Source organism: Microbacterium sp. USHLN186 (assembly GCF_037145155.1).
Lineage (GTDB): Bacteria > Actinomycetota > Actinomycetes > Actinomycetales > Microbacteriaceae > Microbacterium.
In genome coordinates this window covers 208,950-221,475 of record NZ_JBBCYA010000006.1, presented here as the reverse complement: position 1 = coordinate 221,475, position 12,526 = coordinate 208,950, and the positions used below count along the sequence as shown (strand labels likewise).

The window sequence follows — 12,526 nt, the reverse complement described above, 5'->3', positions numbered from 1 at the left end:
GTCGGGGAACGTCGCACCATTCGCCACGTACGCCACCGGCACACCGGCGCCGAACGATGCCTTCGAGATCGCCGCCGACGTCTCATACCGACTCGCACCAGACAACCGCGTCACAGTCGCGGGGGTCGTCACCGACACCGCCGCGCTCGTGCGAACTTCGGTCAGATAGCCGTTCTTCGAACCCGTGACCTCCACCTTGAGCTGCTTGCCTGCGTCTGCGGAGGTCACCTTGTACGTTGAAGCGGTGGCGCCGGAGATCGCTGCTCCGTTGCGCAGCCACCGGTACCTCAACGTGACGGGCGCGGGCGACCACGTGCCCGCGTTCACGGTCAGGGTGGACCCGACAGTGGGCGAGCCCGAGATCTTCGGCGTGGCCGCCGACAGCTTGCGCGCCACTGTGAGGGAGTACGCCTTGCCCCAGGAGGCGTCGTAGCGTGAGCCGTTCACGTCGATGAAAGAGCGACCTGCAGGCAATGTCACGGAGGTCCCCCGCAGCGCGGCTCCGTTCGCATTCGCGCTGTTCAGATCGAAGGCGTAAAGACGGTCGCCTTTCGCGCTGGTCACCGTCAGCGTGTACAACGTGTTGGACCCCAGATTCGCCGGGAATCTGAAGTCGATTCCGACGGTTCCGGGCGCGGGCATGTCGACGACGTAGTAGTCATCGTCGTAGGAGCTGTTGGCTGCGAGGATGGAGCCGCGAATCGTCTTCCCCAACGGCAGCGCATCGGCAGTGGCGGACGTGTCGTTGAACTCCGTCTCCACGTACCCCGCCGTCGATGTCACCGCCAGCGAGTACTGCTTGCCCCAGCTCGCGTCGTACCTGCTCCCGCTCACGCGCAGGTAGTAGCGACCCGCCGCCAAGAACGTCTCCTGGCCACGAAGGAACGAACCGTCCCAATCCCCGCCATCGAGCGACCACGAATAGTGCGTCTTCCCGGACGCGTTCGTCACCATGAAGTCATACGCGTCGCCCGTTCCCAGATCAGCAGGGAAACGCAGGTCGAAAGACACTCGCCCCGCCGCGGGAACGTCGATCGCGTAGTAGTCGTACTCATAGGAGCTGTTGGACGCGAGAATCGAGCCGCGAATCGTCTTCCCCAACGGCAGCGCATCGGCAGTGGCGGACGTGTCGTTGAACTCCGTCTCCACGTACCCCGCCGTCGATGTCACCGCCAGCGAGTACTGCTTGCCCCAGCTCGCGTCATATCTGCTCCCGCTCACGCGCAGGTAGTAGCGACCCGCCGCCAAGAACGTCTCCTGGCCACGAAGGAACGAACCGTCCCAATCCCCGCCATCGAGCGACCACGAATAGTGCGTCTTCCCGGACGCGTTCGTCACCATGAAGTCATACGCGTCGCCCGTTCCCAGGTCACCAGGGAAACGCAGGTCGAAAGACACCCGCCCCGCCGCGGGAACGTCGATCGCGTAGTAGTCGTACTCATAGGAGCTGTTCGACGCGAGAATCGAGCCGAGGACCGTCGTGCCCAACGGCAGTGCATCCGCCGTCGCTGTCGTGTCGTTAGGCTCCGATTCGGTGATCGTCGCGGCGTTTGCTGGCGCGGCACCGAGCGTGAGCCCGGCCGCGACGAGTGCAACGGTGCTGACCCCGGCGAGGGAGTGCCGAAGGCGCTGCCATGCAGCTGATTTCATGACGGTGGATCCTCTCTGATCCGCGATGAGATGCTCGTCCCCGGAGCATTCGCGCTCATGCTATCCAACCTGTGAACTCGCTGACTACAGAATTCCATCTCAGCACGCATCCGCCGGGATGCAGAAGGGCGGCCACCCGGAGGTGACCGCCCTTCTATCTGGAACGTCTGCTCAGAGCGCGAGATGCGTGCGCACGACCTCGGCCAGCGATTCCGCGTGGGCGTTGGCGGTCTCGGCATCCGCTGCCTCGACCATCACGCGCACGAGCGGCTCAGTGCCGGACTTGCGCAGCAGCACGCGGCCGCTCGAGCCGAGCGCGGACTCGACGTCCTTGACGGCGCTCTGCACGCCGGCGTGGTCGGAGACGGCGTCCTTGTCGACGTCCTTCACATTGACCATCACCTGCGGGTAGACCGTCATGATCGAGGCGAGCTCGGCCATCGACTTCTTCTGCCGCGCCATCTCGGCCACGAGGTGCAGACCGGTCAGCACGCCGTCACCGGTGGTGGCGAACTCGCTCATGATGACGTGGCCCGACTGCTCTCCGCCGAGGGAGTAGCGTCCGGCGTTCATGTCCTCGAGCACGTAGCGGTCGCCGACGCCGGTCTGGCGCACGGTGATGCCGTGCTCGCGCATGGCCATATGCAGGCCGAGGTTGCTCATCACCGTGGCGACGAGGGTGTCGTCGGCGAGCTTGCCGCGGCTCTTCATCGCCACGGCGAGGATCGCCATGATCCGGTCGCCGTCGACGATGTTGCCGTCCGCGTCGACCGCGAGGCAGCGGTCGGCGTCGCCATCGTGGGCGATGCCCACATCGGCGCCCACGCGCACGACCTCGGCGGCCAGCTTGTCGAGGTGCGTCGAGCCGACGCCGTCGTTAATGTTCAGCCCGTCGGGGTCGGCGCCGATGACGGTCACCTTCGCCCCGGCCGAGGCGAAGACCTCGGGGGATGCTCCGGATGCCGCGCCGTTGGCGCAGTCCAGCACGACGTGGATGCCGTCGAGCCGGTGCGGCAGAGAGGCCAGCAGATGCATGATGTAGCGGTCCTCGGCATCCGAGAACCGGATCACGCGACCCACGTCGGCACCGGTCGGCTGCAGCTTCGTGCCCGCGCGCATCGTCTCCTCGATGCGCTGCTCGACGTCATCGGGCAGCTTCACTCCGCCGCGGGCGAAGATCTTGATGCCGTTGTCGGGCGCGGGATTGTGCGACGCCGAGATCATCACGCCGAAGTCGGCGTCGACGTCGGAGATGAGGAAGGCCGCCGCCGGGGTGGGCAGCGTGCCGGCATCCAGCACATCCACGCCGGAGGAGGCGAGACCCGCCTCGACCGCGGCGCTGAGGAAGTGCCCGGAGATCCGCGGATCGCGAGCGACCACGGCGGTGAGCCGCTTGCCGACGGTGCGACGCGCGTCGGCGATACGGCCCTGGCCCAGGACGACAGCAGTCGCCTGGGCCAGGTTGAGCGCGAGTTCGGCGGTGAGGGGGCCGTTGGCCAGCCCCCGCACCCCGTCCGTCCCGAACAGTGCCATAGAAGGAACCGTGCGGATCAGCGCTTCGAGTACTGCGGAGCCTTGCGGGCCTTCTTCAGACCGGCCTTCTTGCGCTCGATGACGCGGGCGTCGCGCGAGAGGAAGCCGGCCTTCTTGAGGGTCGGGCGGTTGTTCTCGGCGTCGATGTTGTTCAGCGCACGGGCGATGCCGAGGCGCAGCGCGCCGGCCTGACCCGAGTCGCCGCCACCCGAGATGCGGGCGATGACGTCGTACGAGCCCTGCAGGTTCAGCACCGTGAAGGGGTCGTTGATCAGCTGCTGGTGCAGCTTGTTCGGGAAGTAGTCCTCGAGGGTACGGCCGTTGACCGTGATGGTGCCCGAGCCGGGAATCAGACGCACGCGGGCGATGGCCTGCTTGCGGCGGCCCACGGCTGCACCGGGAACCGAGAGGACGGGGCGCGGAGCGGACTCCTGCACCTCGGTCTCAGGGGTCGAGGTCGAGAAGTTCTGCGGGAATTCGGTGGTGTCCTGGATTTCAGCCACGAGTATGTCCTTTGAAATCTGAGCGGCGCTTACTGGGCGACCTGGTCGAGGGTGTACGGCGTGGGCTGCTGTGCGGCGTGCGGGTGCTCGGCACCTGCGTAGACCTTGAGCTTCGACAGCTGCTGACGACCCAGGGTGTTCTTGGGGAGCATGCCGCGGACGGCCTTCTCCACCGCGCGAACCGGGTTCTTCTCGAGAAGCTCGGCGTAGCTGGTGGCCGTCAGGCCGCCCGGGTAGCCGGAGTGGCGGTACGCCATCTTCTTCTGAAGCTTCTGACCCGTGAGGGCGACCTTGTCGGCGTTGACGATGACGACGAAGTCGCCGGTGTCGACGTGCGGGGCGAAGGTCGGCTTGTGCTTGCCACGCAGGATGGCGGCGGCGTGCGAAGCCAGGCGGCCGAGAACGACGTCTGCGGCGTCGATGACGATCCAGTCGCGCTGGATCTGCCCGGTCTTCGGGGTGTAAGTGCGCGTCACGATAGTGCTGCTTTCTTGGAGTCGAACGGAGAGGTTCGTGAATCCCACTCCGGGGTGGTTCTCGTCTCTGTGCGGGGACGGGAACACGCCAGTGGAGGGCTCACGTTCGTCGTACGTGCGCTGCAGCCAGGCTGCACAGCACGCACCAAAGAGTCAGCTTACAGCATCCGGGGTGCGGGAAGAAACTCGGCGGGGGCACTCTCCTTCTATAGTGAGGGCGTGCCCGCACTCCGACGACCGACGCTCTCCGACGTGGCCGCCGTCGCGGGCACATCGACCGCGGTGGTGAGCTATGTCGTCAACGGCGGCCCGCGCGCGGTCGCACCGGCGACACGCGAACGTGTGGAGCGGGCGATCGACGAGCTGGGTTATCGCCGCAACCTGCTCGCGGGCGCGCTGAGCTCGGGCCGCGCCGACGTCGTGGGGCTGGTGGTGCCCGACTCGTCGAACCTGTTCTTCAGTGAGCTCGCTCGCAGCGTCGAGCAGGTGGCCCGCGAACGCGGACTGCTGACGCTGCTCGGCAACAGCGGCTACTCGATCTCGGCTGAGCGCGCGTACCTGCAGGCCTTCTCGGATCTGCGTCCGCACGGTCTGCTCGTGGTCAGCATCGCCGACGCCGCCCCGGTCGGCGTGGACTGCCCGCACGTGCACCTGTACTCCGCGCCGGAGGACGGCCGCCTGCGGGTCGCGGTGGATGATGAACGCGCGGCCGCTGACGCGGTGCGGCATCTGCTCGCGCACGGCGAGGCGAGAGTCGACTGCGTGAGCGGACCGGACGGCTTCGGCCCCACCGGCCTGCGGGAGCAGGGGTGGGCGCGTGCGCTGGCAGCCGCTGGGGCCGGCGGCGGACAGCTGCATCGCGCGCCCTTCGACCGGCTGGCCGCCCGGCCGCACCTGACGCAGCTGCTGGCGGGTCCGTCGCGCCCTGCGGCGATCTTCGCCACGACCGACGAGCACGCTCTGGCACTGCTCGATGCGGCCGCCGATCTCGGCCTGCGCGTGCCCGACGACCTCCGCATTGTCAGCTTCGATGGCGTGCGCGAGGCACTGCACGGGCGCACCCGTCTGACGACGGTGCAGGTGCCGCTGACCGAGCTCGCGACCGCCGCGCTCGACGCGCTCGCCTCCGACGAAAGCGCGGCCGGGAGCGCGGGTGCGGGTGCGGGTGCTGGTGCGGCTGCGGCTGATGCTGATGCTGCGGCTGATCTGGGCCGGGCCCGTGTGGTCATCCGCGCGCGGCTGCGGGTCGGCGATACGTGCGGTCCGCATCCGGCCGGGAGCCGGAGTGACGCACGATCCCCGCGCACACCGTGAGCGCGCACCGGCCGGCGCCGTCGACGACCACCGCCTCGCGCGGGTCTCGCTCGCCCACCACCACGTCGAAGCGCGCGAGATCGGCCGGACCGCCGACCGCCAGCGCACCGTAGCCGGAGGTGTCCAGTCCCATGGCGATCGCTCCGCCCAGGGTCGCCGCGCGGAGCATGCGCTCGTGCAGGTCGTCGCCGCGGTAGCCCTGTGCCCGGGCGAGGCGCGTGAGCTCGCGCACATCGGCCATCAGGTCCAGCGATGGGGAGGACGCCAGCGAGTCAGTGCCCACCGAGATCTCGTGCCCCTCAGTGAGGTAGGCAGCCACCGGCGCGTCATCCAGCCCGATCACCGCGTTCGAGCGCGGGCAGAGCGCGACCTGTGTGTCACGGGCGCGCAGCAGATCACGTTCGGCCCGATCGAGGTAGATGGCGTGCGCGACATGGGTGGCGGGCCCCAGCAGCCCCAGTCCGTCGGCGTACTCCGCGGTCGCGACGCCGGTGCCGCCGATGCGCACCAGCTCGAATTCGTCGCGTAGATCGCCGTAGGGCCCGAGCACGCGATCATCGCCATGCCGGTACAGGTCGGCCTCGACCGCGGACTCGCCGAGATGCGAGTGCACGCGCAGTCCGCGTTCGGCGGCGATGCGCATGAGGTCGGTGATCACCGAGCCGTCCAGGCTGTAGGGCGCGTGCGGTGAGATGCCCACGCGCACGGATGCCGGCCCTTCCAGCCAGGCCAGGAAGCCGTCTCGCCCACCGGCCGCCCAGGTGTCATTGCGCTCGGCGATCGACTCGAGATACTCGATGCCGCCGGCGCCCGTCTCGGCCAGAGCACCGCGCGCGGGATGGTCGGTGACGATCTCGGCGAACACCGTCGTCCCCGACTGCAGCCCCATCCGTGCACCGCGACGTGCGGCCGGCGCCCACGACGCAGGGTCGACCGCGTCGTAAGCTTCGCCGAACACATCCGACCAGTGCTCGAAACCGTCGTACCGCTGGGCTCCCACGTCGAGGAAGCCGGTGTACTGCAGATGCGTGTGCGCGTTCACCAGCCCCGGCACGATCACGCCGCGCTCGATCACCGGTACGCCGAACTCGGCGGGCACGTCGGCCGCGCGGCCCATCCACGCGATGCATCCCTCCTGCACTACCACCGCGCCGTGCTGGATCGGCGGCGCGCTCACCGGAACCAGCCACTCGGCGGCGTACACGGCGGCGGTCAGGTCACCCTCGCCTCGGCGCTGCCCGTCACTTGTCACTGACGCCTCCGAACCCCTTGGCCAACGCGCGCTGCGCGACGGCGAACACGACGAGCGTCGGGAGCAGCGCGACGAGCGCCGCGGCGGCCTGGCCCTGCAGGTTGACGTCCTCTCTGGTCGACAGCGACGTCGCCGCGAGAGTCACCGTATAGACAGACGTGTCGCCCTGCAGCAGCGTGGCGGCGACGAGCAGGTCGCCGAACGTCCACACGAACACCAGCGCAATCACCGACGCGACCGCCGGCATAGATAGCGGCACCGCAATCGACCGGAACGCCCGCATCACCCCGGCGCCGTCGAGCATGCTCGCCTCGAGCAGCTCAGCGGTGAGCACCTGACCGAAGAAGGTGTGCACGAGGTACAGCGCGAACGGGATGCTGGAGACTCCGCTGACCACGCCGGCGACGACGAGGTTGTCGGTCAGCCCGCCATTGGCCAGGATCACGAACACTGGGATCAGCCACGCGATCATCGGGATGGCGTACCCGGCGACGAGGATCCATCGCAGACCCTCGGCGATCCGGCCCGACGCGATGCGGAACCAGTAGGCTGCGGCGACCGAGGTCACCACGCAGACCGCGCACGCGACGACGGTCACGACGAGGGTGTTGAGCAGCGCCCGGCCGAGATCGGCCTGCGTCCAGGCGTCGGCGATGTTCTGCCAGGTGAAGGAGCGCGGCAGAGACCCGGGGCCTGCGATGTAGTCCTCGCGGGTACGTACCGCTGTGCCGATCAGGAAGACGAACGGCAGGACGAACGGGATCGCGATGACGGCCGCGATGGTGGTGCGCACGCGGCGCTGCATCCGGATGCTCATGCGCTCCTCCCAGAGGGGTCAGAAAACGCGGCATCCGCACCTCTTAACCCGACATTTATTGACCCCTCCTCCTTCGTGGCTCGGCCGACACGGCCCGCCGCGGCGCGCGCCGCGCGCTGGACGAGCAGACCGATCACCGCGACGAAGACGATCATGATCACCAGCACGACCGACTCCGCGGCCGCGGATCCGAAGAAGCCGAAGCGCATGAACTTCTGATAGATCGCGAAGTCGAGGGTGGCGCTGGCGAGCCCCGGGCCGCCGCCGGTGAGCACGTAGATCCACGAGAACATGAACAGGAAGATCGAGATGATCTGGAACATCGTCCACAGCGCCACGGCAGGCCGGATGCTGGGCACGGCGATGTCCCAGAACTCGCGCCAGAATCCGGCGCCGTCCAGGCGCGCCGCCTCGAAGATCTCCTGAGGGACAGCGCCCAGCGCCGATGCGAAGATGAGCACGCCGGTTCCGAATCCCGCCCACAGCACGAGCACGATGATCACCGGTTTGACGAGTGTGGCGTCGGTCAGCCACGGCAGGGCGAGCTGCGGCAGACCGATCGAGGTGAAGAAGCTGTCGAGCGGACCACCCGTCGACAGCAGTGACCGGAAGACGAGGCCGACGATGGCCGGCGACATCACCGCGGGGAGGAAGTACACCGACCGCCACAGCCCCGGTCGCGCGACGTGCTCGCGCAGCAGGTAGGCGACGATCAGCGGCGCGACGACCCAGAGCGGCAGGCCGAGCAGGAATACGACCTGGTTGACCACGACCTCCCAGAACTGCGGGTCGACGAACAGCTCGGCGTAGTTGTCCCACCCCACGAAGGGCGATTCGGCTCCGGGCTGCCAGTCGTGCATCGACTGGACCGCGAGATAGATCAGCGGCGCGAACAGGACCGCGAGCTCGAGCAGCACCACCGGTCCCAGCAGCACCAGGGTCGGGCCCCAGCCGGGTCCGCGCCGCGACGTGCGCCTGCGCACCGCGGAGGACGGATGCCGCGCCGCGGCGGCATCCGCCCTCTTCTCAGTCACTGCGACCATCGTGTGCAGACGATCACTTGCTCTTCGCGAACGCCGCCTGTGCCTGCTCGGTGAACTCGTCGGCCGTCATCGTGCCGCCGATCAACGAGGACGCGTTGCGCTCGTACACCGCGAGGACAGGCAGCGGGAACGAGGCGAACCCGGTGTGGTTCTCAGGGTTCTCCATCAGCGGCAGGAACGCCTGCTGCATCGGAGTCGTGCCGGTGACCTTCAGGCTCTTCAGGTTCGGCGGCACGCCGACGCCGTCCCAGATCAGCTGCTGAGCCTCGGGACCGGCGAGGAAGTTCACGAATGCGGCAGCGGCCTGCGGGCTCTTCGACCACTTCGTCACCGCCCATCCGGCCTCGGCACCGGCGTCGATCATCGAGGTGTGCTCTGAGCCGGGTACCTGCGGCAGCGCCAGCACGGTGGCCGCGCCGAGAGTATCGGCCGCCTGGGCTGCGGTCGACAGCGAACCGCTCGCCATCATCGCCGCCTTGCCGGCGTAGAACTGGTTGAACGCATCGTCGTACATGTTCAGGCCGAGGTTCTCATCGCCGCCGAAGCACCCGGCCTCGTTCATGTCGACGATCGCGTCGGTGGCGGTCGTGAAGATGTCGTCGTCGACGGGGATCTCCCCGGCGACCCACTTGTCGAGCGTCTCGTCGTCCATGAGCTGGCTCGAGATCATGTACATGAACGTCTCGAAGAGGTAGCCGTCCTTCCAGCCCGCCGCGATGGGCTGAATGCCCTTTCCGCTGAGCGTCTCACACGTCTTCAGCAGACTCGCCCAGTCGGTGAGACCGGCGGTCGGGTCGACACCCGCCTGCTCGAAGAGGCCCTCGTTGATGAGCATCGCGTACCCGTAGGTGCCGGTGGGCAGGATGTAGAGGTTTCCGTCCTTCGAGTAGTTGTCGGGAACGAACTTCAGGTCCTTCTCGACCTCGGGAAGCATGGCGTCCTGCAGCGGCTGCAGCCCGTTGCGGTAGCTGTAGGCCTGCGCCCCGCCGTACATGGTGATCACGTCCGGACCCTTGCGCGCGACCGTGGCGTTGCGCACCTGGTCGAAGTAGGTCGGATACGGCATGTCGTTCAGCTTCACCGTGACCTGCGGGTACTTGTCCTCGAACGCGGCGATCACCTTGTCGTAGGTCTCGGCGCCGGCATCGTAGTTGCCGGGCAGGAACGACCACACGGTGAGTGTGGTCTTCTCGTCGGGCACCTCGGCCGGGTCGAGTGCTGATGCATCGGAGCCGGCGCCGCTCGAGCAGGCGGACAGTGCGAGGGCGCCGATCGTGATCATCGCCGCCGCGGATGCGCGGTACCGGCGTCGGGAAGTGCTCACAGGGTCATTCCTTTCGTTGCCGCATCCGTCACCAGGCGGTGCGCGCGGATTCCAGCTCAGGGGTCAGGGGTTCCAGCGATGCGCCGTCGTGCCGCAGCCGTTCGCGGGCGACCGCCTCTTCCGTCTCGACGGGGATCGGGTGCACGCCTGCCGGCCAGTCCTTGGCCTCGGTCGCGATCAGCTCTGCCGCCAGCGCCTGCAGCGAGAGCGACAGGTCCATCACCTCGATGGGGTTGCCCTCGCCGTCGGCGCAGTTCAGGCAGTCGCCTTCGCTGATCACCAGCACGGTGCGGCCCGACGGCTGCGTGTAGCTCGTGACGCCAGGGCGCACCGAGACGGCGGTGCCCGTGGCGTCCAGCTCGGGCATGGGCAGCTCGAAGGCGCCGCCGCCGGCGGTCGCCAGGATGACCCCGTCGGGCATGAGGGCCACCTGCGCAGCCGTCACCGCACCCGCCAGTCCGGTCGAAGCGAACACGACCTCTGCGTTCGGCGCGGCCTCGGCCAGGCTCATCACCCGGTGACCGTCGTGCAGCGCCTGCAGCGCCTTGATCGGGTCGAGCTCGGTGACCACGACATCCGCTCCGAGCGCGGCCGCGTGGCGGGCGACGCCCGAGCCCACCCATCCGTAGCCGACGACCACGACAACGCGCCCCGCCAGCTGCAGGTTCGTCACGTCGAGCAGGGTCATCACACAGGACTGCCCGGTGCCGTACACGTTGTCGAAGAGGTACTTGGTGCGCGCGTCGTTGACGGCGACGACCGGGATGCGCAGCGCGCCATCGGCGTGCATCGCGCGCAGGGGACGCACGCCGCTGGTGGTCTCCTCGGACGCGCCGAGCATCCGCCCCACCATCTCGGGGAACTCCCGGTGCGCCAGGCGGGTGACCCAGGCGCCGTCATCGAGCAGGATGTCGAGGCCGGGGCTGAGGAAGGCGCGAGCGAGTTCAGTGTCGCGCGCATCCGAGGCGTCGTGCTCGGCGAACACCGCGAAGCCGTCGGCTGCGAGAGCATCCGCGGTCTCCTGGTCGGTCGACCGGCCCGCGCAGAACACGCTGACCTCCGCGCCGGCCTCCCGTAGTGCGTGCGCGAGATTCGCCGTCTTCGGCTCGAGCACGAGGCTCACGCCGATGCGCAGTCCGCGCAGGCCGCCGGACTCGGCGAGTCGGTCGGCGATGCCGGTGAGCACCGGCATCCCGCGCCGCGCCCAGTCGATGCGCGCGCGGCCCGCGGCGGCGCGCTGCTGCATGGTGCTCATCGTGCTCCCTCAGAGGTGGTGGGCTGCTCGAGCCACTGGGCGGCGTCGTCGGTCTGGTCCTCGCGATGCGCGTCGAGCACCACGCCGCGGGAGGCGAGCTTGGCGGCGGCGATCGCGTCGTCGAGCTCACGCGGGATGACATGCACGCCCGGCTCGAGCTCGGAGGTGATCAGGTGGTGCGCGCCGAGCCCCTGCACCGCGAAGGTGAGATCCATGATCTCGACCGGATGCCCGCTGCCGCCGGCGATGTTCACCAGCGCACCGCCGGTGAGCACGTGGAGGTCACGACCGTCGACCGTGTAGGTGTCGACGCCGGGACGCGGCGACGAGGTCGCGGATGCTGCGGCGGCGATCGCCTCGACGTCCACCTCGAGGTCGTGGTGACCCGCGTTGGCGAGCACCACGTCGTCGTCGAGGTGCGGCAGGTCGACGGCGCCGATCGCGCGCATCCCGCCGGTCGCTGTCACCACGAAGCCGGCGCCGGGCAGCATCTGCCGTGCCGGTCCGACCGCGTGCCCGTCCATCAGCGCCTCCAATGCGCGTACCGGATCAGTCTCGATCACGCGGGACTGCGCGCCCATCGCCTTGGCGTACTCGGCGATGCCGCGGCCCACGTAGCCGTAGCCGACGACGACGATGACCGCGCCCGCGATCTGGCGATTGGTCAGTCGCAGCAGCGCCTGGATCGTCGTCTGCCCGGTGCCGAAGCGGTTGTCGAAGAGGTGCTTGCAGCGTGCGTCGTTGGCGGTCAACGCGGGGAACGGCAGGCTGCCGGCGGTCTGCAGCGCGTGCAGCCGTCCAGTGCCGGTGGTCGTCTCCTCCGACACCCCGCGCAGGCGCGCGAACAGTTCGGGGCGGTGACGGAGCATGCGCATGGTGAGCTCCGCGCCGTCATCGATGACGTAGTCGGGCGCATGGTCGGCGGCTGCGAGCAGCTCGGCCTCCCAGCTCTCGATGTCTCCGCCCTCCTCGGCGACGACGGTGATGCCGCGCTCACGCAGCGCAGCCACCACGTCTGCACGCGTCGTGCGAGGGTTGCTGCCGGCGGCGATCACTTCGGCGCCCGCGTCGGCGAGCACCGTGGCCAGGAACGCGGTCTTCGCCTCGAGGTGCACCACCACGGCGATGCGGACGCCCTGCAGCGAGCGCCCGATGCGCTCGCGAACGAACCCGTCGAGCACCGGGGAGTTCTTGCGCACCCACTCGATCTGCGCGCGGCCGGCGACCGCGTCGCCCTGCACCGTCTTCGGCGGATTCTCCATCTGCTGCTCCTTCAGGCGCCCGTGATGGCCGCACGTGGGCGGCACCTGCGCGGGCTCCACTCCCGTGCGATCCATGTCCACGTGCTGCTCTCCCGCA

The 12,526-nt window shown here is 68.8% G+C and carries 10 protein-coding genes and 1 pseudogene; 1 reads left to right on the top strand and 10 read right to left on the bottom strand.

The genetic code is table 11. From position 1 onward, the window contains the following. From WFG93_RS12830 to rplM, 4 genes and pseudogenes are all read right to left on the bottom strand, one after another. Nucleotides 1-1,650 (bottom strand): annotated as a pseudogene (locus WFG93_RS12830) (hypothetical protein); the annotation flags it as partial. Nucleotides 1,651-1,821: 171 nt separating this feature from the next. Then, nucleotides 1,822-3,183 carry a phosphoglucosamine mutase gene (gene glmM / locus WFG93_RS12825; protein WP_336646721.1) on the bottom strand — a complete coding sequence of 454 codons (1,362 nt, stop codon included), beginning with the start codon at nt 3,181-3,183 and terminating at the stop codon, nt 1,822-1,824. A gap of 17 nt (nt 3,184-3,200) precedes the next feature. Continuing rightward, nucleotides 3,201-3,686 carry a 30S ribosomal protein S9 gene (gene rpsI, locus WFG93_RS12820; RefSeq protein WP_336646720.1) on the bottom strand — a complete coding sequence of 162 codons (486 nt, stop codon included), beginning with the start codon at nt 3,684-3,686 and terminating at the stop codon, nt 3,201-3,203. Between the two features lie 29 nt (nt 3,687-3,715). Continuing rightward, on the bottom strand, nt 3,716-4,162 hold the full coding sequence (rplM, locus tag WFG93_RS12815; protein ID WP_336646719.1) for a 50S ribosomal protein L13: 447 nt from the start codon (nt 4,160-4,162) through the stop codon (nt 3,716-3,718). A 219-nt stretch (nt 4,163-4,381) separates the two neighbouring features. Between rplM and WFG93_RS12810 the strand changes: the two genes are divergently transcribed. Beyond that, entirely contained in the window at nt 4,382-5,476 is a 1,095-nt protein-coding gene (locus WFG93_RS12810; protein WP_336646718.1) for a LacI family DNA-binding transcriptional regulator, read from the top strand. On the opposite strand, the gene WFG93_RS12805 is transcribed toward WFG93_RS12810, so the two are convergent. From WFG93_RS12805 to WFG93_RS12780, 6 genes are read right to left on the bottom strand one after another with little or no spacing between them, the layout of a single operon-like run. Continuing rightward, nucleotides 5,388-6,728, bottom strand: coding sequence for an amidohydrolase family protein (locus tag WFG93_RS12805; protein ID WP_336646717.1), 1,341 nt, complete (start codon nt 6,726-6,728; stop codon nt 5,388-5,390). The two genes, WFG93_RS12810 and WFG93_RS12805, sit on opposite strands and share 89 nt — an antisense overlap. Continuing rightward, complete coding sequence (locus WFG93_RS12800; protein WP_336646716.1) at nt 6,718-7,545, bottom strand: carbohydrate ABC transporter permease; 828 nt, start codon at nt 7,543-7,545, stop codon at nt 6,718-6,720. Before WFG93_RS12800 ends, WFG93_RS12805 begins: the two co-directional genes overlap by 11 nt. Then, a complete protein-coding gene (locus tag WFG93_RS12795; RefSeq protein ID WP_336646715.1) occupies nt 7,542-8,579 on the bottom strand; it encodes a carbohydrate ABC transporter permease in 1,038 nt (345 codons plus the stop codon). Before WFG93_RS12795 ends, WFG93_RS12800 begins: the two co-directional genes overlap by 4 nt. A 22-nt stretch (nt 8,580-8,601) precedes the next feature. Further along, entirely contained in the window at nt 8,602-9,912 is a 1,311-nt protein-coding gene (locus WFG93_RS12790) for an ABC transporter substrate-binding protein (RefSeq protein ID WP_336646714.1), read from the bottom strand. Between the two features lie 28 nt (nt 9,913-9,940). Continuing rightward, nucleotides 9,941-11,167 (bottom strand): adenosylhomocysteinase, encoded by a 1,227-nt coding sequence (locus WFG93_RS12785; protein WP_336646713.1) that lies wholly within the window; start codon nt 11,165-11,167, stop codon nt 9,941-9,943. Continuing rightward, on the bottom strand, nt 11,164-12,504 hold the full coding sequence (locus WFG93_RS12780; RefSeq protein WP_336646712.1) for an adenosylhomocysteinase: 1,341 nt from the start codon (nt 12,502-12,504) through the stop codon (nt 11,164-11,166). Before WFG93_RS12780 ends, WFG93_RS12785 begins: the two co-directional genes overlap by 4 nt. Nucleotides 12,505-12,526 lie beyond the last annotated feature (22 nt).